Genomic DNA, 19,136 nt, shown 5'->3' on the forward strand with positions numbered 1-19,136 from the left:
CTCTCGTTAAGCAGAAAATACAATCAAATTTAGCTGTGAATCTTTGAACGTTTTTACGAAGTTATTAATGCAATATAATTCAAGGGAAAACTATATAAACGATGTGAATAATGACTTGTAGTAATGAGAGATATTTTAATTAACTGAATACGAAGTTTAGAAAAAGGGTGCCCGGTGTACTGAACGCCATTGAACGTCAGCCAATTCTTCTTGCCGGTCTATCAGCTTACCAAAAACATCGAACATCCGCGATAAAATACTTTTTACCAACCGGCGCTAACAAAGGTTTCCACTGTCGACACTTGCATACCGCGTGACAAGCATTAGGTAGGTGTTAAGACTATACATGTACCTGCTTAGCATTTCGTTGTTCTAATACTTCAATAACCACTTTGTCTATATCAGCTGATTCACTTTTACTTAAATCAATACTAAGTATTAAGTAGACCCGCGGTAATTTCCCATCAAAAACATCCGTAAATTACACTGCTGCGTATTGCCGTTATATTGCCAATATTTATTTCATTCTCAGATGGTTTCATGAAAAGGTGCACATATTGTTGGTGTCCACCGCCAACCAACAATTTCAAGCATATCTTGACCATGTTTGATGATATAGTTTTTTGCTCAAATAACTTTTCATTTGATAACCTGTTACTTAACTTTACCGCTAGTTCAACATCATGGCCATCAATAGTAATGATGTATGCACATAAATAATTATAACTATAAGGCCAGAAACATTAATACTCTGTTCTATAACGTCCCCATAACCAAAATGATTAGGGAATATCATGCTCAACGATATTGAGCGCTAAAGCGTTTGAGTTTTTAACCTAAGGGCATTGACGATGACGGATACTGAGCTAAGGCTCATTGCTGCACTGGCTATCATTGGGCTGAGTAATAAACCAAACCAAGGATATAAAATACCAGCAGCAACTGACACACCGAGAAAATTATAAATAAAGGCGAAAAATAAATTCTGACGGATATTCTTCATGGTGTTTTGGCTAAGTAAACGGGCCTTGGTGATACCACGCAAATCGCCTTTAACCAGTACTATTCTTGCGCTATTCATGGCAACATCGGTACCTGTTCCCATTGCAATGCCCACGTCAGCCTTGGCAAGTGCTGGTGCATCATTAATACCGTCACCTGCCATTGCGACAATATGTCCTTGTTTTTGCAATTTTTTAAGATAATTAAGTTTGTCTTCTGGGGTAGCATCCGCCTCCACGTCATCAAGTCCTAGGGTTTTAGCGACAACCTTAGCTGTGGTCGCGTTATCGCCAGTTAATACCACTATTTTCAAGCCAGCTTGATGGAGTTGTTCTATTGCTTCAACTGTGGTTTTTTTGATAGCGTCACCAATACCTAGAACACCTCCCAACAGGCCGTCTATGGTAACAAAGATAACGGTCTGTCCATTTTCTCTCATTGACATTGTCTGAGAACGCAACGAAGAAACGTCTATTCTTTGTTCTTCTATTAAGCGGTTATTCCCAATTAATATAGATTTACCGTCGATTGTCGCGCTGACGCCTTGTCCGGTAATTGATTTAAAATCATTGATCGGTTTGAGCTCTAATTTCTCCTGTTTTGCATGTGCTACGATAGCCGTAGCCAATGGATGTTCACTTGACGTTTCTAAACTTGCTGCAAATAGCAATACATCGTTTTCCGTCAAACCTTCTTTTTCGGCTTCATCGCTTACCAATATGTATTGCACTGTTGGCCGCCCTTCTGTCAGCGTACCGGTTTTGTCGACAACTAAGGTATCCACTTTCTCCATCAGTTCTAATGCTTCGGCGTCTTTAATCAATATGCCTTCTTGTGCCCCTCGGCCAATGCCAACCATAATCGACATCGGCGTTGCCAATCCCAAGGCACAGGGACAAGCGATAATGAGCACAGATACCCCAACAATTAAAGCATTTGACAATGCAGGTGCAGGTCCAACTATCGCCCAAACAGTAAAAGCAGCGACGGCAACCAAGATAACTGCAGGGACAAACCATTTAGACACTTTATCTGCTAGTTTTTGGATGGGAGCGCGCGAGCGACCGGCCTCATTCACTAACTCAATCATTCTTGCCAGTAAGGTATTACTGCCTACTTTTTCGGCTTTAAGTAGGAATGAACCTGTGGTATTTAGCGTTCCTGCCGTCACTTTACTCGCTGTTGTTTTGTTTACCGGTGCAGGTTCGCCAGTGATCATAGATTCGTCAACATGAGAGTGACCTTCGATAATTTCACCATCTACTGGGATCTTCCCCCCCGGTTTCACCCGTAATTGGTCATCTTCTTTAACCTCATCAAGCGCGACTTGTTCTTCACTGCCATCTGAATTAACACGCAAAGCCTTATTGGGCGCCAATTGCAATAAAGATTTAATAGCACTGTTCGTTTTTGAACGAGCACGCAGCTCAAGCACCTGCCCCATTAATACCAAGGTAATAATCACCGCTGCTGCTTCAAAGTAAAGCGGTGCTCTACCTGCTATTTTAAAGGCTTCAGGCAGTTGTGAGGAAAATAATAAAGTAAACCAACTAAATACAAAAGCGGTAGAGGTACCTAACCCAATTAGGCTGAACATATTGAGCTGCCAACTTTTGAATGACTCAAATGCACGCACAAAGAACGGCCATCCCCCCCACAATACAACAGGCGTTGCTAAAGTTGCCTGTAGCCAGTTAAAAGCACTTTCGCCCAGCCAGTTACCCACATTTACACCCGGAATAAGGTCTCCCATAGTGATGATAAGCAAAGGTAAACTCAAGCTCAAACTCCACCAGAAGCGTCGTGTCATATCTTTGAGTTCTGTATCGTCATCATTGTCAACAGGGGTTATCGTTTCTAGCGCCATGCCACATTTGGGGCACAAGCCAGGGTTGTTTTGACTGATTTCTGGATGCATTGGACAGGTAAAAAATACATTTTTATTTTCGCTACTTTTATTATTACTTGCGGCATTTGTCTCTTTCTGTATTTTGGCTGTGCCGCACACCGGATAATTACGATCGCTCTTACCTGTATGGGCATAATGCTCAGGATCGGCATTGAATTTATCAGCACAAGACGAACTACAAAAATAGTAAACAGTTCCTTCCCACTCGACTGTCTTTTCACTATTACTTGTAGCATCATTCGCAACTTTCATTCCACAAACCGGATCATGATTCATTTTTTCTCCTTTATCGATATCGCTGTAATTCGAAAATACAATATCCCTAATAATGCTGATAAACCCGAGGCAACTAAAATCGATGTTTTTGCATTATGTAGATGTTCTGGTTGGCCATCAAAACCAAGCGCAGCAATGAAAGTAGACATAGTGAAGCCTATTCCTGCGATCAGTGATGCCCCAATAACATGTTTAAAGGTGATGTCATTGGGTAAACAACCTATGCGGTAACGCAGGCCAAGCCAACATGCACCAGAAATCCCGAGGACTTTACCAACTACTAACCCTAAGATAATGCCCAGCCCTACAGGTTGTGTCAGGCTATCTATAAAAGAATTTTCACTAAAGACAACCCCTGCATTTATTAACGCAAATAGTGGTAAGATAAATATCGCCACAGGTAAATGAAGGGTATTTTCCCAACGACGCAAAGGTGTATTAGCGTGCTCCGATAACTCACTTATTGCTAACACTTTTTTGTGATCGTTCTTACTGGCCAGAACATCGATATCCTCAGTATTTTTTTGTATCGAACTAATAATTGATTTGGCATTACCCAGCAACTTTTCCGTTGCTAATTTGGGTTTTGCTGGCACTGTAAATGCAATGACAACACCAGCTACCGTCGCATGCACACCAGACTGCAGCATAGCCCACCAAGTCGCAATGCCGGCAATAATATAGAATAACGGCTGACGAACGCCTGCGTAGTTAGCTAAAATCAACATGACAGTCAGTGCGATGGTCACTAACAAGTAAACCATTGATATTTGTTGAGTATAAAACAAGGCAATAACAACTATCGCTCCCACATCATCAACAATGGCAAAGCCAACGATAAAAACGATCAAACTTATAGGAATATACTTTCTGACAAGGCTCAGTACACCCAAGGCAAATGCTGTATCGGTTGCCATGGGAATGGCCCAACCAATTTGTGAGTCGAGCGACCAATTAAAAATAGAATAAATGACCGCAGGTGCTATCATGCCCCCCATCGCACATAAAATCAGCATGCGCCTGTGTTCAGGGCTTGCAAGTTCTCCAGCCAAAACTTCCCGTTTTATCTCAAGCCCCAGCAAAAGGAAAAAAATCACCATCAATCCATCATTAATAATGTGCTTGAACGAAGCTCGCAGCTCAAAATCACCAATAAAAAAACCTATAGGCGTATTTACCAGTTGCTGATAAGCCAAGGCGTAAGCTGAATTTGCCCACCAAAGTGCAGTGATTGTGGCTATTAATAAAAAGACACCGGCGGTGGCCTGGGCGCGCATAAAATTAGAAAAAGGCTCGTGAAATAATTCAAGGCATCGTTGCAATGGGTTTCTATTATCTTGAGAAGATTTGATATGTTTAACCCCTTATTAATAAGTGTTATTTAATGCTAACGAAAGACATTGCTTATCCTGAGTTAAGGTTTATTAGTATTCACTACTAAGGCTGCTTGATACACGTTGTAATAACCCTTTTACCTCTTTAGCTAATTCGTGTATTTCTGGCTTATCCGACACTTTTAATAAGGCTTCTGGATCAATAAAAGCAACCGTTATACTGCTATCTATTTCTTCTCGTACCACCACGTTACAGGGCAGCAATAACCCTATATCAGCATCGGCTTCAATGGCACGAAGTGCCAATGGTGGATTACATGCACCAAGAATACGATAAGGTCTGTGATCAACCTTTAACTTCTCTTTTAGCGTTACTTTGATGTCTATATCACTAAGTACACCAAAACCCTCTTTTTTGAGTGATTCAACAACATGATTAAGCGCTATATCAAAAGGTATTTGTAATTGCACACTGAATCCATACATGGGTAACTCCTAAATATTGGCTGAACCAATATCGATAATAAAAAACAGCCTTATTGGTAAAGGCTAAGTAATAGTTACTTTATCCTTGTATTTATAATTATTCTGTACGTTAACGTACTTAATGAAAAGTTTTTGGCGACTATGTAGTCGTTAGAATAAAGTAGTAGTAAAACAAAATAAGCGCTCTATTCTCAATATCACTCACAGTATCAACCGATAGATTTCATGTAAATAACCGGAAGAATATTCGACAGTGCATAGGTGAACGGTAGGTGGAGTGAGATATTTATCTCATTAAGCAATATCATCAAAAAGTCTTACTATGTAAGATAATTTAACAGGAGCCACCCCCGCAAAACACTTTGACATGCTGTTGTTTTACAGCGGCATACACTGCCCCATTTACGCAAAGTATTTAAAAGAGCTTGAAAAGCATTCAAGCGAATTCGCTAGTCGCGGCGTAAATATTATTGCTGTAAGTACAGACACCAAAGAGCGCGTGATAAAAATGGCATAAAAAATAAATGCCAGTGGCGTAAAGGTGGCTTATGGAATGAGCTTGCAAAATGCGCGAGACTGGGTCTTTATCTTAGTGAATCACTGGGAGAAATATCTGTTGGTATTAATGAGCCCAAGATATTCAGTGAGCCAGCTTTGTATTTAATAAAGCCGGATTCAACGCTCTATTATGAAACTATTCAATCCATGCCATTTGCCCGACCCTCGACATCAGAGATGTTAGCGGCAATTGATTATGCAATTAAAGAGGATTATCCGGCGAGTACTGAGGTTCAGTTGCTTTAGCTCAGCTTGAACGTTATCTCATGCCACTGATATGTTATACCAAATCTATTAAGTTCTTCCCCACTCAGTTAGAATTGAATGGCTTGAGCCAAATTAATAGCACTGGAAGCAACAGAAGATCGGCAAACAAAGCGATTATCATCGCTGAAGCGATCAGTAAAGAAAAATAGATAGTAGGTACAAAGTTAGAAAACATTAATAATGAAAAACCAATCACAATGGTCATAGAAGTATAAAAAATAGCGTAGCCAATACTGTTATGAGTTAAGTGTATTGCCTTTAAATAATCATGCTCTAGTTCGAATTCTTTTTTATAGCGGTGAATATAATGAACGGTATCATCAACAGCAATACCCATGGCTATAGCAGCGATAGTAATCGTCATCATATCAAGCGGGATACCTACCCAACCCATTATGCCAAAAATAAATGATACACTCACAATATTTGTCAACATGGCAATCAAAGCGAGTTTAATCGATCTAAATAATATCAAAAACATGATACTCAAAACAAACACAACCAAACCTAATGTTTTTATTTGAGAATCAAAGAGTGTTTGTAACATATTGTTATAAAGCAACATCATGCCAGAAAGGTGTACGTTGTCAGGTTCAATATCAGCCTCTACCGCTAACTCCTGACTAATTTTCTTGAGTAAAGCATCTCGCCGTAAGTCTTTATTAGAATCCATAATTCGAGTGGTCAATCGAACTTGACTGTTTTCTAAATCGAGATAAGGCGTAATGGTAACATCACGAAATTCCTTTGGCATTTTAGTATAAAGCAGCGCAAGCTCTAAATTATCAAGCGATTCCCCCTCATTTATATTTCGGCCAAGCTTTAATATACTGGCAAAAGAAAGCACTTTTCCGGTGTGTTCTAGTGAATTCAAGTAGTTATGAGCCGCTTCTATTCGCTTCATCTTAAACTCCGTAAACCAATAGGCGTGATCGTCTTCTTCGCTTTTGAATTCATTTTCGAACTCATCAAAAAGCGTACCTGGTTCAGATTGGGCGTCTGATGGTTCGTTTTCTACCTCTTTATCACTCTTTTCATTCTCAGGGAAATCAATGATGATGTCCAACGGTGTCGTGCCGCCTAACGATGTGTCAATCACTTTCATGCCCTGATATATTTCAGAGTCGCTTTTAAAATAATTAATGAAGCTATTCTCTACAATCAACCGATTTGCGCCAGTAGCGTTGAACACAAGCAATGCAATACTAGATACAATAATGGTAACTCGATATTTTTCAGCCATATTGCCAAGTTGACCGATCAACTTAATGTGCTTTTCAAAGCCCAAGTAAACGGGTTCTTTTTTTAATAAAGACATTGTTGCAGGGAATACTAGAAAGACAATGACGAAAGAAACAATCATGCCCGCACTAATCATCCAACCAAAATTCATGATGGGTAAGATATTGCTAATCGCCAGCGAACTAAATCCAGTAATCGTTGTGCATACTACAAAAAGACATGGTAAAAACATCGACAAGGTTGCCTCAAGCACTATTTCTTTGTGGGTAGAACTTTCCTTTTTTCTGATTAATTCACGATAGCGAACACAAAGGTGGATAGCTAGAGACATAGTCATTATGAGCTGTATAGATATGAAATTTGAAGAAATAACAGTGACTTCCCAGCCGAAGTAACCCAGTAGTCCTGCTGTAACGACGATTGACAGGGCAGAAATTAATATTGGAATAACGACATATCTCATTTGGCGGAAAACAATAAACAAAACAAGAATCAATAGTCCGATCAGGGTGCTGCCGTATAGCTTTAAATCATCGCGAATAAAACTAATCATGTCATCCGCGACCATATTAATTCCACCAAGAAAAACAACCGCTTTTTCTTGGTGTTTGCTTAGAGTTTTTCGTATTTGGCTAATCGTTTGATGGTTCTTTTCACGAAAGTTTTCTCGGTGATTTACAAGCTCAATTTCTAAACGATCGAGTGTCGCTTGGTTAACTTCACTCATTTCAGTTAAGCCATGAGATAATTTTTGCTCTAATAGCTGGTTACGTTGTTTAAGTAGCTCGAAATAGGATTCATCTTGCTTATAAAATATTTGTATGGCTGTCGTCTTGAAATCATCACTGACTAAGTTCTGCTGATAGATAGGACTTGATAAGAACTCATTCTTAACCTTAGTCCTATTTTTTTCGATATTGATTGATTTTAATGTTTGAACATTTTTTAGCAGCTCAGAAAATGGTTGGCTGAACGTCTGTAGTAATGGAACATTGAGTATTGACGTAACGCTTTCAACTAAATCAAGTTGTTTGATTTCACTGGTAAGTTGCTCAATATCTTTCAGTACTATTTTATCCAGTAATTGACCTTCCTTGGGAGTATAGGTAACGATTAAAAAGTCTGGATTATAGTAGTTTCTTGTAATTTTTCGGCTATAGGCCAGATCTTTATCATCTTTGAGCAGCAAGGTTTCAGCTGAAGCATCTATCTTAATATTAAATGCTTGGCTGCCTATAATTACAGCAATGAGTAAAACAACGAACAAGACTAGATAGGGGTACTCTATAACCATACGGCTATAAAATTTATTAATCATGGTGACTAATTTTACACTATCGTTTTGATTCATTATTTTTCTTTAGTTTTTCCAGGAATTCATCGATTGAGTAAGCATTTAATATCTCTTTAAATTGAGAACGTTGAGTCTGAACAATGCTTACACCATCCACCTTGATATCATAGGCTAGCCATAGATTGTCTTTTTTAAGGTAAAATTTATACAACAACTTGATTCTATCTTTAGAATCAAGAATATAAGTTGTGACAGCAATTCGTGTTGTTTTATAATGCTCTGCTTTTTCGACAATAATTTCTTGTTGAGAAAAAGCAAACATTGTCTTTAAATACAAGGAACTAATACGCTCGATAAATAGGCCGAGATACTCTTTTTTCTGTTTGGGATTGAGTTCTTTCCATGCGCTCCCGCCGATACTCAATTTAGCCATAAGCTCAAAGTCAATTAAGCCATTGGCGATTGAAAATATTTTGTTTGACTTAACACTTTTTAATTGTGTAGGATCAACCAAAATGGCGACTATGTTGTCGGTTGCGGACTTTACTTGCTCAAATACTTGTCGTTCATCATGAACTCCAGCGTTGGCTACTGAAAGACTAATAAATATCAAAATGGTTCGTGAAACTATTGCCTTTACTAACTTCATCGAGACCTCTGTTATTAATATATCCTACGGTTTATTTCATTATGGCTGCAATGAGCATACTGTTTATTTGAATCTGGAGTTAGCCGATTTCAGCGCATTATTGAGTGAGTTCCACGCACTATCCATGCCTGCTTTTAGATCCTCCCATGCATCGTCTCCGGCTTCCTGAAGTTCGGCAAGCTTGCTGTTGGCCGCTTCTTGCATCATTCGCAATTCCTCGATTTGCTTGTAGTACTCAAGTTGTGCATCAGCTTCAGCTTTATCTGCTTTTGCCTTGAGCTTATCTATCTCTGCTACCAACTCGTCCAATTGTGCTTGCAGTTTTTTTTGGTAAGCTACTTTCATGTTCATTGCTTATCTCCTTGGTTGCTTAATATTGTGAATGAATAATTAGTGCCAAGTACATGCATACCGCCAACTAATACCGTCATTTTTGGAGCGGTCAGCCCCATTTATTGTGTACGATCTAACATTAACTCTTCTTGCCTAACGACATACTCTTGTTTTTAATCAGAGTCTCATCACAAACAGATGGGGGATTGAGTTTATAACTTCCCTAAAAATAATGCAGTTATAATAGATTAGGCCAAAATACCATTGCTTTCTGTACGTTGGCGCACATTATGCCATTTTAAGTGGGTTTAATATGCTAAGCACTCCATACGAGATGGGCTGATTTCCTATGCTATTTTTTATGTGATTTATAATTATCAGCAAGCTTAATTTATAGCCGGGTACATCTTATATTCCCCCCCACAAAAGGAAACTGACATGGCCAATACAATTTTAAAATCAGAAGCTTCTGAAACAAAAAATTATTTAGGCGGTAACAAACCTTCAGAGTTTTATCACTACCTAGCAGATATAAAATATCTTTTTAAAGCAACCAACACACTAACTGGTGATAAGTTATTGAAAATCATAAACTAGCAGCGTGAGAAAAAAACCACTTCCTACTCTTTTAAAGTCGATTGATAAGCCATTTTTTTGCTTTACCTCTTCTATTGATTTTTAGTCTAGCCGTACAGCACTATCATGCTTTATGGCTAGACGAGTTGCTTCTGGTACAACTTAGCCACTCTAATGTAATGGCAGTGGAACATAACCAGCCTTCTTTGCGACCGCTTGACCTGCTTTCGAACGGGCATAATCAAGAAAGGCCTGTATCGCTGGTTTGGCATTGCGGCCAGGAGGGATATTGATAATAATACTGAGCCTGCGTGCAAGTGGATAACGTCCACTTTGAATCGCTCTAATCGAGGGAGAAACTGCTTCATCATCCCTATGTGTAGCTATTGCCAATGCACGGATACCAGTTGAGTGACGCGCACTGCTGGCGAAACCAATAGCGGCCGGGTTGTCGGTCAGAGCCCACTCCACGGCTGCGGGACCAGCCAAAGCTTGGAAGTTGGCACGGAAGTCGCCGTCACACAATGCGACGTGTTTGAATAAGAGGTAGGCACCACTGCTTGCTGTCAAACCCAGTGCTGTAATCGGATCCTTACTGTATTCTCCTTTCACACCCAACTGGCCCCAGTTTTCAAAGGGCTGATCGGCACCACAGCGCAAGCTAGCAGAGTAGATAGCGTCAAGCTGTGGGATAGATATTTGCCGTAACGAGTTGAGTGAATTGACATATAAAACCACCCCGTCCATGGCCACAGGAAATAGCGTGGGCGCATAACCGAAGCGATCCATAAATCGCTCCTCCTCTTGCCGGCTCATAGGCATATCGATGAGCACAGAATCGGCGCTACCGTTGATTAACGCTTCAACACCCACCGAACTGCCTCCATCGGCGACGGTGATGGCAACACGGGGGTTGCGGTAGCTGAAGTCGTCTGCCCACAGGCTGATTAAATTCGCTAAGGGGACAGAGCCGGTGACCACGACACGCCCGCCTAGCGGTAGCTTAGATTCCGATGCTGGATCGGCATAACTCGGTGTTAGGGAAGTCCAGAGCAGCACAGGAAGTAGCAATGACCGAAACAGACGCGCGGTCGAACGGCAATGAAAACTAGATGACAAAACAATGTTGTTGAACATGGTGATTCTTCCTATTAGGGGCTGTGAATATCTTCGCCAAATATTGCACTAGACATCCAAGTCTTTTATATTTCATTTTAAATAATGAAATTTCATTATTGTTCGAAAATACAACGCAGAGATTTTTACTTTCCGAGTTGAGCGTTAGGTAGTTTACCTATTTGAACCGATCTCATTTTCTGATTTCTCCCAGGCATCATTGAGAGCCATATAAGCATCTAAAAAACCTTTTTTCATATGCTTCCAGGCTTTATCAGTACTACTTTTCAGGCTGCCATACCATTGGGCTACCTGATTCCGCTGCTTGCGTAGCGCCTTGAGACTATCACGAGCTTTTTTGCGCGTATCCTTATCCATTTTGTCCCAACGTTCATCAACATCTGCCTCCAACGCGTCAATGCGCTTATCCAGTTTATCCAATGCCGCTTTTGTTTTGTAAATCGCCTCGCTCTTTCGCTCAGCGGTATACGCGTCAAGCGTCTGAAGTAAATATTGTGCTTCTTGCTTAACCTCTTCTATTGACGTTTTGTCAGTCGACGTTATCGCATAGCACTGCGATGTGATTCCGAGGATGCTAATCAACACCATTGAACGGATAGTAAATTTCATTTGTTATCTCCTTTCGTTATACTTGCTATAATCATGTTGTTTACTTAAGATTTGATCCTGTTGACTTAAGCGTTGCCAAGCGTAGTAAGGGAAGTAAAAGCCCCTACTCGACAGACAAAGAAGATGAAGAAAAATCATTGAGATCTATCAATTCAGCCAGCGGTTAGGTTAAATTTAATGGCTCTATTCATAATTTTTTTATCATAATTCGCGTAAGTATTTTAGATCGTTCTTGGTCGTATCTACTATTTCTGCAAACTTTCCATTGACCATTAATTTTGCCATAGATTGTGCAAAGCTTTTCACTTGTTGAAAGTTAAGTGAAGGCGGCATTGCTAGGGCATTGGGATCAGTAAAAATATTGATTATCGCAGGACCCTTATGTTTGAAACCGTTTGACAATGCACTAATTCCACCTCTTTAGATTCCTTAGCCTCCCATGCAGCAACCGATACCATTCAACTCTGCTTCCATAGAAGCAGCATAGGCTCCAGCTTCCTCGTGCCTGACGTGGCTCCATTGTAATCTACCATCCCTTCGCACAGCATCATTGACTGGGTTAAGACTGTCACCAGTCACCGCGTAAATTTTTCTTAACACCAGCTTCTACCAGCATTTCTACAAAATGTTCTGATACGTTTTTTGACATAATTCCTCCTGTTTTTGATTTTACCTAGGCCATCGTAAACAGCTATTTTTTAATTGTTTTTGTATAGCTGTGACCGAATTCTATCTTCGACTGTATTCATAAACCATTTTCATACGAGTAAAAAAGCAAGCAGTTTTCAACTTTAATACTTAGCAAAAGACGAGTTAAAATAACCTCTGCCACACCTGAAATGCGATGACAACAATAGAGGTCATAAAACCAAAGAGTGAGATCCAACGAGGAAAATATATTTTCTGTTTACTATCACGGTTTTCTCTCCCTTTAATACGCCAAAGAGAGAGATTAACGATGGCAAAAATGATCAAGATAATAAAACTGGTAGATTCTGCTAAGGTTTTTAGCGGGAAAAAAACGGATAAAACAAGTACAATGAGGGTTATGAGAGCGGTTGCACGAAGCGGTGTCTGGGTTTTAGCGTTGATCTTTCCTAAAAAAGTTGGTGCTTTATCTTTTTTAGATAAACCGTAAATAACACGTGAAGCCATAATAATCTGTGCTAATGCGCCATTGATAATTAAAATGCTGACAATTCCCAGTATTTTCATAGAAAAATCGCCGTGACCACGCAAAATTTCTGCAACAGGGGTGTTGCTACTTGAGATCATCTGAGGCGATACGGTTAATACGGCAATGGTAGATACCACTATGTATATAAGAGTTGTTAAGACAATACTCACTAAGATGGCAATAGGCAGGTTTTTTCTGACATCTTTGACCTCTTCAGCCATATTGACCATATCTTCAAAACCGATAAAAGCATAAAAGCCTAAAAAGGCGCCTGAAAATACACCCAACCAAACGGTACTACTTGTTGGGATAAAGAGCTCTGTCCATCTACTTGGTAAGGCTTGTAAACTGTCTCCACCAACAAAGACAATATAGACTAATGCGCCTATTTGTATGACACTTATAACGGCAACAAAAGCGACGGACTTTCCAATCCCCCATCCTGCAATAATTCCCATACCAAGCACTAAAAAAAGTATCGTAAGTGTTTGCGATACAGCGATAAAGTCTTGTATAAAACCAGCCGTAGCAACGGTTATAGTGGCAGCTGAAACAATCCCTGTTAAGATAACCAGCCAACCAACAAGCGTTGAGAAATTTTTACTTGAAAATCCTTCCTGAGTGTAGCGCGCTTCTCCTGCACTAAAAGGAAACCGTGATGATAACTCAGCAAAAGAGGTGGCACTAATAAATGCCAATCCCCCTGAAAGTAAAAAAGCCAACGGCATAAAGAGTCCAGCTTCATCAGCGATCTCTCCAAGCAAGGCAAAAAAACCTCCACCGATCATAGTGCCTAGTCCATAAAGGATCAGCATGGGCAGTGATATGGAACGATTGAGTTTTGTTTCTGACATTTATACGCCTCTTAGTGTGTAAAGTATGTAGAGCGTGATGAGATAAATAATCAAAACGGCTATGGAGTCCATGCCCATTCGGAGAAAGGTTTGAGATTTTCTTACAATAAGTCCAATAACATAAATAGCCGTGACAACGATGCCTGAGACAAGCGCAAATTTTGCAGAGTCGTTCACGCTATTGAGTATGGCGCCATTGAGGTAAAACATATCTGCAGGTAAAAGTAAAAATATCATAATAAGATTACTGCCAAAGATATTGGATATGGCCATGCTCTGAGCACCCAGACGTACTGCAGCAATACTCGCACTAAGTTCAGGTAAAGAGGTACTGCTTGCGAGTAAGGTTACACCGATAAAGCTTGAGCCTAACCCTGATTGTGTGGCGATAGCTTCCGCTATTTGCACGAGTACGACACCTGAAACAAGAATCGCTAAACTGGCAAAACCACTATATAAATAGAGTTTTTTTGTAGCATGTGAGTTTTTAGCTCGTTTATCCTTTGGGTTTGCTTTTTGTTTTATATCTTCATGGAAATTTGCAACATTCCAACTATTATTCTTGCCGTAGTCTAAAAATATAAAGATTGCTAGTATGTATAAAATAGCTAATAAAATAGGGCTTGCTCCTATATGCCCAAACACAACAGTATCACCCAGCATCGTTGCTACTAAAACCAAAGATAGCAGCAAGATCAATACGACCCCCTGAAGTAAGTTGATGGACTTTTGAGCCGCAACACTCAACGTTGCCGTGCCAATAATGAATATATCGGCGATAGCAAGTACAGCAGTCTGCATCGTCATACCGCCAAACATAGCATTTAAAACAAGTTCCCCGTTACCATGCAAAGCACCTGCAGTGTTAGTGACTATTTCTGGGAGTTGTGTTGCAAGGGCTAGAAATATAAATCCCATACTCGCTTTATCCCAATTTTTACGATCAGAGATGATGTCTGCATACGCAGTTAAGCGTGTTCCAGAAATCCATACTGTTACTCCGGCTAATAAAAATAATATTATGTTTAGCCAGATAGGAAATGTTTGAAAATTCAGCATAGAATCAATACTGTTAGTAGCTGCTTGGGCGTCGTTTTTTCAGCACCTTTTTTAGGTTTTGTAAATGCCAAAATACCAAGCGCGGTTGCACTAACTAATGTCAGACTATAATGGGATGTTTTATATACATGGTCATTCATAGGCCTTCCGATATTTATTCTTTGCAGACGTAACTCTTTATTTGGCAATCTCAAAGGCGATTGCGCTAACCGATAACATTACAATTAATATCAAACCAACATCCAACACGTTAGGAAGTTTGCAGTAATAAAGAAAGTCATCAATTTTCCCAAGGACTTTTAGCACGAGTAGGTTCGACTGTGATGTGACTTTTACTTGTGGCTCAAAAACCTTTACCGCTAGCTTTCCACTCTCGACCGCTGCCTCGATGCTCCAAACATCTGCCGTCGTTTTGGTGTGAGCACCAGCAAGAACAAGGTTAGATATTGTGGTCTTTTGCTTCGGCATATATTGCTGGGTATTTGTCGAGTTCACCCATTTTGGTTGAGACGATTTTATTCCTTCAGAAGAAAATTCCCACTCATGCCAAACTTTGATCTTTACAATGGAAAAATCTGTCCAACTTTTACCGCCGTTTGCTTTTTTCACCAAATCTTCCAAGGCATGACTCTGTTTTAATTGAAATAACACTTCATCAAGGAATTGTTCTTCAGTGCATTGTTCCAAACAAAGACCATGTACTGGACCTGGAACCTTTGATACGCAAGCCGTGACTGTCCACAGTGATTTAATATCTTCCCCTAGAGCACTAAGCTGTCCCCAAGCTTGTTCCTGAGAAAAAAGAGTCAGGTTAAAGGCGGAATCTGAAATAACAAGTGCGCATCTTTTTCGAGGCCAAAGCATTTTTTCTTTGAAGCCGATTCTAAATGATACCTGAGTGTGAGGCCCCTGCTTTACTAAGGATTGAAAAAGATTAAGTTCCGGTTTATCTTCAAGTAGAGGGGTTCGCGCCAATATATCTGCCGCACTAAAGGGATTCAGTGCAAGCACATAGATATCGGCCTGAACGGTTTCACCATTGACTAATTCTGCTGCTGTAATCTTGTCTTCTTCAAAACTCAAACGATGAAGTGGAGTCTGCCAGAAGAACTCAACCTGGTTTTGCATTAGGTGATTGATCCACTTATCAAACCAAACCTCACTGCTGGGCCCGTTCAAAAGTAACCATCCTGTGCGCGCCGTGTGATCCCACGGTCCACCTTCACTATCTCCTGAATGACGATACGAATATTTAGTGACCAATTGCTTACGGAAAAAATGAGCGACATGATGGAAAGAAACATTACACCAATCAGAGCCCACCCAAGGGCCAAAGGTGGAGCTCCACGTGTTAAGTGTCGAAGCAGATAAATAGGGCCGCCAAGCTTCTTTAGCATTGATAGTACTGTATTTATGGCTACTGCGGTTATTTGAGCACCAGGCCTTTAGTATAAGCCAACCCCACAGCCATTTTTCTTTGGTCGTCATACTAAAAAGGTTTTCCACATCGACATTGTTGGGATTAGAATCGCCAAAATGAGCCGTTCCTGAGTTTGGCGCCAATCCGAATACTACTGGCCGTGAAAGGATATTTTCATAGAGACTGGAGCACTCATCAAAGGGGATTTCCTTGATGAGTTCGAAAAAATTGTTATACCAAGGACCCATTCCATGCCAAGAGTATTCAGAAGGCATGCCTTCATCTTCTTTCCTTCTGGCACTTCTAAAAAAGCCACCAGCATCAGAATTCGCCTCAAACACCTTGACATTATAGCCAAGCTTTGAAAATTCATGCGCTACCGTCAGTCCAGAAATTCCGCCACCAAAAACAGCAACACTTTTCGTTTTTGTGGCTGATTCTGTGGATTTAGACATAGATTCTGATACCATTTAACACCTCTAATATTATTGTCAGTCGCTTCTACCGCGCTACTATAACTGTGGTTTTTGGGTGTCATTTCTCTCATCATCCACCCAATAACCGAGACGGCCATAATGATTGTAGATATACATTTCCGCCTTACGATCCACTTGCATTGCTTCGTTATACGCCGGAGCATCCTTCACATCCTGTCGTGTCAGATTGACAGACGCCTTAGCATCCACCCAGCTAACATCCTCAATCCAATGTGGAGGAATGAGCACTTGATGACCTAGCCACCAGTTACTTGTATTCACTATCATGTATCGAATGGCCCAAGTATCTTCATCGATAAGCAGGCCCTCTATGTGGCCGATGTCACCATCGGTAGCATGAATGTGGTAGTTGATTATCGCTTGACAACTACGAAGATGAATATCATCATCTTGGTGCTGTTCAGCTCTAGAAGCCTTCGTCGCTTCTGGATCTTCGTCATGGGGTGGCAAAATAAAGCCATCGTGTCTAGTTAACATCATACTCGGATACATACCCTCGCCCCACATCCCATAACCTCCCCAATAATATGGATAGCCGTAGTACTCAAATAACTGGATCTCTTGCTGTCGAGAGACTGGCTTTTGGGTATTGATGTCAGGGCTGTTCTCTACTTGGTCTTTTGTGATCGAAACCGGTAGGAGCTTGTCCGCCCAGTTCGCTATGCCTATCGAGATAGGTGATATAAGGACTTCTCTACTCGAAAGCCAAGTGCCTGTGTCAACAACCAGATAGCGAGCGCACCAAGTTTTGTCATCGAAATAAAAATCTGTGACATGACCAATGTTGCCATCTGTCGCTTGGATAGTGTAGCCTTCTAGATTTTTAATAGTTCGTAACATGAGGTATTTCTCCTTCAAATAAAATAGTTAAACAGGGTTAGATATGAAGATATTAATATGCCGATCTGACAACTCAGCTGATAGGCTTGCGAACATTAACATTAGAACAATTGATATTTAGATTTACTTTAACGACTAGTTCTCCAATGTTTTTTCGGAGATAGCCTAACCGATTACAATACTAGAATTGGTCACTATTAGAAGAACTCAATGGGTAGTTGTTTGAGTGCTGATAGCACTTGAAGAGAACCGTATATATTTTAAATACTAGGTTAATCACCTATTTTTAATTATCAGTCTCTTTTTTAAACATCTACGCGCTGCCAATCTCCCTGTTATTCTGAGTTATTGTCTTATCTGTAAAGAGGTAATCTTTTAATTTTTTATCAAAGGTTGGATCTTGCCTTCTGATCAATTCTTGGAGCATTGCGGCATGCTCTTTTTCTTCATCTCGATTATGTACAAGAATTACTTTTAATTTTTCATTGTTAAAAGCATCAACTGTTAGTTCACTTGTTGGTTCGTGATAGCCTTCGTTTAACATTATTATCTACTCCATGAATTGTGGTTGTTGTTATAAACATCCAACGATCACATTCAAATACACATTACTGAAATATTACTTCACTGCGTCTATATTCTTTGATGATAGTGAATTAGGTGCATCGTCCAATGTCTAATTATCAATGAATATATATGCAATGTCTGTTCGCTGTCGAACTTAGTAAGTTTTGGCATTCCATAACAAGACGCTGTTTAATACCAAACGGATTAATTACTCCAATTAACTAAGCCCAGTCAAAATGCCTTGTCCGTTAGCAGTTTGCAGTTTGCAGTTTGCAGTGCAAGAAAGCATTAACATCTCAACCCTGTATAGTTGGCAAAAGCAATTTAATACCTCGGGTTTAAATGTGTCAAAAGTGAGTTCATCAGATAAGTGGTCAAGTGAGGAAAAGTTTTCAATTGTATTGGAAAAAGCCACACTATTGGAAGTTGAGTTAAGTGAGTATTGTCGAGTGAAAGGTTGGTATCCGGAGACAGACTTGAGGTGTCACACTCTATGTTCAAGTAAAGTGACGAGATTTTTATTCAAGAGAAAAAATCTAAACCATATAGATGATGACTTATAATAATGGGGAGGATTTTAACTAACTAGGAAGTACAGAAAAAAAGGTGGTACCCGGAGACGGACTTGAACCGTCACACTCTATGTTCAAGTAAAGTGACGAGATTTTTATTCAAGAGAAAAAATCTAAACGATGTAGATGATGACTTGCAATAATGGGGAGGATTTTAACTAACTAGGAAGTTCAGAAAAAAGGTGGTACCCGGAGACGGACTTGAACCGTCACACTCTATGTTCAAGTAAAGTGACGAGATTTTTATTCAAGAGAAAAAATCTAAACGATGTAGATAATGACTTGCAATAATGGAGAGGATTTTAACTAACTAGGAAGTACAGAAAAAAAGGTGGTACCCGGAGACGGACTTGAACCGTCACACTCTATGAGCGAGGGATTTTAAATTCTTCGTGTTAATTTAATCATGAAAAGTTTACTTACTGATTTTACTTGATTTAATAATTACATCTCGATTTGATGTACCGAATACCAGCCT

General features: G+C 40.0%; 17 protein-coding genes and 1 pseudogene. 3 read left to right on the forward strand and 15 right to left on the reverse strand.

Going from position 1 to position 19,136, the window contains the following annotated elements; all coding sequences use genetic code 11:
- Positions 1 to 814 precede the first annotated feature (814 nt).
- From H4J76_RS15785 to H4J76_RS15795, 3 genes are all read right to left on the reverse strand, one after another.
- Entirely contained in the window at positions 815 to 3,187 is a 2,373-nt protein-coding gene (locus H4J76_RS15785; protein ID WP_182217197.1) for a heavy metal translocating P-type ATPase, read from the reverse strand.
- A complete protein-coding gene (nhaA, locus tag H4J76_RS15790) occupies positions 3,184 to 4,509 on the reverse strand; it encodes a Na+/H+ antiporter NhaA (protein ID WP_259364778.1) in 1,326 nt (441 codons plus the stop codon). Before nhaA ends, H4J76_RS15785 begins: the two co-directional genes overlap by 4 nt.
- Positions 4,510 to 4,611: 102 nt before the next feature.
- Complete coding sequence (locus tag H4J76_RS15795) at positions 4,612 to 5,007, reverse strand: DUF302 domain-containing protein (protein ID WP_182217195.1); 396 nt, start codon at positions 5,005 to 5,007, stop codon at positions 4,612 to 4,614.
- Positions 5,008 to 5,374: 367 nt separating this feature from the next.
- On the opposite strand from H4J76_RS15795, the gene H4J76_RS20310 reads away from it, so the two are divergent.
- On the forward strand, positions 5,375 to 5,524 hold the full coding sequence (locus tag H4J76_RS20310; RefSeq protein WP_182217194.1) for a redoxin domain-containing protein: 150 nt from the start codon (positions 5,375 to 5,377) through the stop codon (positions 5,522 to 5,524).
- Between the two features lie 351 nt (positions 5,525 to 5,875).
- Here H4J76_RS20310 and H4J76_RS15805 read toward each other — a convergent pair whose 3' ends face one another.
- The 3 genes from H4J76_RS15805 to H4J76_RS15815 all read right to left on the reverse strand — a co-directional run bounded on the left by H4J76_RS15805 (position 5,876) and on the right by H4J76_RS15815 (position 9,368).
- Positions 5,876 to 8,425, reverse strand: coding sequence for an RND family transporter (locus H4J76_RS15805; RefSeq protein WP_182217192.1), 2,550 nt, complete (start codon positions 8,423 to 8,425; stop codon positions 5,876 to 5,878).
- Complete coding sequence (locus H4J76_RS15810) at positions 8,409 to 9,017, reverse strand: phospholipid-binding protein MlaC (RefSeq protein WP_182217190.1); 609 nt, start codon at positions 9,015 to 9,017, stop codon at positions 8,409 to 8,411. Before H4J76_RS15810 ends, H4J76_RS15805 begins: the two co-directional genes overlap by 17 nt.
- Before the next feature lie 63 nt (positions 9,018 to 9,080).
- Entirely contained in the window at positions 9,081 to 9,368 is a 288-nt protein-coding gene (locus H4J76_RS15815) for a coiled coil domain-containing protein (protein WP_182217188.1), read from the reverse strand.
- Between the two features lie 420 nt (positions 9,369 to 9,788).
- Here H4J76_RS15815 and H4J76_RS15820 point away from each other — a divergent pair, with 420 nt between their 5' ends.
- A complete protein-coding gene (locus H4J76_RS15820) occupies positions 9,789 to 9,947 on the forward strand; it encodes a hypothetical protein (protein ID WP_182217186.1) in 159 nt (52 codons plus the stop codon).
- Between the two features lie 150 nt (positions 9,948 to 10,097).
- Here H4J76_RS15820 and H4J76_RS15825 read toward each other — a convergent pair whose 3' ends face one another.
- The 9 genes from H4J76_RS15825 to H4J76_RS15865 form a co-directional block, all read right to left on the reverse strand.
- Complete coding sequence (locus tag H4J76_RS15825; protein WP_182217185.1) at positions 10,098 to 11,063, reverse strand: PstS family phosphate ABC transporter substrate-binding protein; 966 nt, start codon at positions 11,061 to 11,063, stop codon at positions 10,098 to 10,100.
- Positions 11,064 to 11,216: 153 nt separating this feature from the next.
- Positions 11,217 to 11,672, reverse strand: a complete 456-nt coding sequence (locus H4J76_RS15830; RefSeq protein WP_182217183.1) for a hypothetical protein — start codon at positions 11,670 to 11,672, stop codon at positions 11,217 to 11,219.
- A gap of 201 nt (positions 11,673 to 11,873) precedes the next feature.
- Entirely contained in the window at positions 11,874 to 12,074 is a 201-nt protein-coding gene (locus H4J76_RS15835; RefSeq protein ID WP_259364777.1) for a hypothetical protein, read from the reverse strand.
- A gap of 27 nt (positions 12,075 to 12,101) precedes the next feature.
- Complete coding sequence (locus tag H4J76_RS20315; RefSeq protein ID WP_220466039.1) at positions 12,102 to 12,272, reverse strand: thiamine pyrophosphate-binding protein; 171 nt, start codon at positions 12,270 to 12,272, stop codon at positions 12,102 to 12,104.
- A gap of 213 nt (positions 12,273 to 12,485) precedes the next feature.
- Positions 12,486 to 13,703 carry an APC family permease gene (locus H4J76_RS15845; RefSeq protein ID WP_182217181.1) on the reverse strand — a complete coding sequence of 406 codons (1,218 nt, stop codon included), beginning with the start codon at positions 13,701 to 13,703 and terminating at the stop codon, positions 12,486 to 12,488.
- Positions 13,704 to 14,762, reverse strand: a complete 1,059-nt coding sequence (locus tag H4J76_RS15850; RefSeq protein ID WP_182217179.1) for a sodium:calcium antiporter — start codon at positions 14,760 to 14,762, stop codon at positions 13,704 to 13,706. It abuts the gene before it with no gap.
- Between the two features lie 177 nt (positions 14,763 to 14,939).
- Entirely contained in the window at positions 14,940 to 16,637 is a 1,698-nt protein-coding gene (locus H4J76_RS15855) for an FAD-dependent oxidoreductase (RefSeq protein WP_259364776.1), read from the reverse strand.
- 57 nt (positions 16,638 to 16,694) lie between these two features.
- Entirely contained in the window at positions 16,695 to 17,519 is an 825-nt protein-coding gene (locus H4J76_RS15860; RefSeq protein ID WP_182217176.1) for a PRC-barrel domain-containing protein, read from the reverse strand.
- Positions 17,520 to 17,832: 313 nt separating this feature from the next.
- Positions 17,833 to 18,063: a ferritin gene (locus H4J76_RS15865; protein ID WP_182217174.1), complete on the reverse strand. Its 231-nt coding sequence runs from the start codon at positions 18,061 to 18,063 to the stop codon at positions 17,833 to 17,835.
- Positions 18,064 to 18,352: 289 nt separating this feature from the next.
- On the opposite strand from H4J76_RS15865, the pseudogene H4J76_RS15870 reads away from it, so the two are divergent.
- Positions 18,353 to 18,556: pseudogene (locus H4J76_RS15870) on the forward strand (IS3 family transposase); the annotation flags it as partial.
- Between the last annotated feature and the right edge of the window lie 580 nt (positions 18,557 to 19,136).

The sequence above is a fragment of the Colwellia sp. BRX9-1 genome (assembly GCF_014077195.1).
Taxonomy (GTDB): domain Bacteria; phylum Pseudomonadota; class Gammaproteobacteria; order Enterobacterales; family Alteromonadaceae; genus Colwellia_A.

What these genes read in the sequence shown, in the direction of transcription:
- H4J76_RS20310 (WP_182217194.1), top strand. Translation starts at nt 5,375, where the DNA reads ATGCTGTTGTTTTACAGCGGCATACACTGCCCCATTTACGCAAAGTAT.
- H4J76_RS15810 (WP_182217190.1), bottom strand. Translation starts at nt 9,017, where the DNA reads ATGAAGTTAGTAAAGGCAATAGTTTCACGAACCATTTTGATATTTATT.
- H4J76_RS15820 (WP_182217186.1), top strand. Translation starts at nt 9,789, where the DNA reads ATGGCCAATACAATTTTAAAATCAGAAGCTTCTGAAACAAAAAATTAT.
- H4J76_RS15825 (WP_182217185.1), bottom strand. Translation starts at nt 11,063, where the DNA reads ATGTTCAACAACATTGTTTTGTCATCTAGTTTTCATTGCCGTTCGACC.
- H4J76_RS15815 (WP_182217188.1), bottom strand. Translation starts at nt 9,368, where the DNA reads ATGAACATGAAAGTAGCTTACCAAAAAAAACTGCAAGCACAATTGGAC.
- H4J76_RS15860 (WP_182217176.1), bottom strand. Translation starts at nt 17,519, where the DNA reads ATGTTACGAACTATTAAAAATCTAGAAGGCTACACTATCCAAGCGACA.
- H4J76_RS15865 (WP_182217174.1), bottom strand. Translation starts at nt 18,063, where the DNA reads ATGTTAAACGAAGGCTATCACGAACCAACAAGTGAACTAACAGTTGAT.
- H4J76_RS15850 (WP_182217179.1), bottom strand. Translation starts at nt 14,762, where the DNA reads ATGCTGAATTTTCAAACATTTCCTATCTGGCTAAACATAATATTATTT.
- H4J76_RS15785 (WP_182217197.1), bottom strand. Translation starts at nt 3,187, where the DNA reads ATGAATCATGATCCGGTTTGTGGAATGAAAGTTGCGAATGATGCTACA.
- H4J76_RS15855 (WP_259364776.1), bottom strand. Translation starts at nt 16,637, where the DNA reads ATGTCTAAATCCACAGAATCAGCCACAAAAACGAAAAGTGTTGCTGTT.
- H4J76_RS15805 (WP_182217192.1), bottom strand. Translation starts at nt 8,425, where the DNA reads ATGAATCAAAACGATAGTGTAAAATTAGTCACCATGATTAATAAATTT.
- H4J76_RS15795 (WP_182217195.1), bottom strand. Translation starts at nt 5,007, where the DNA reads ATGTATGGATTCAGTGTGCAATTACAAATACCTTTTGATATAGCGCTT.
- H4J76_RS15830 (WP_182217183.1), bottom strand. Translation starts at nt 11,672, where the DNA reads ATGAAATTTACTATCCGTTCAATGGTGTTGATTAGCATCCTCGGAATC.
- H4J76_RS15845 (WP_182217181.1), bottom strand. Translation starts at nt 13,703, where the DNA reads ATGTCAGAAACAAAACTCAATCGTTCCATATCACTGCCCATGCTGATC.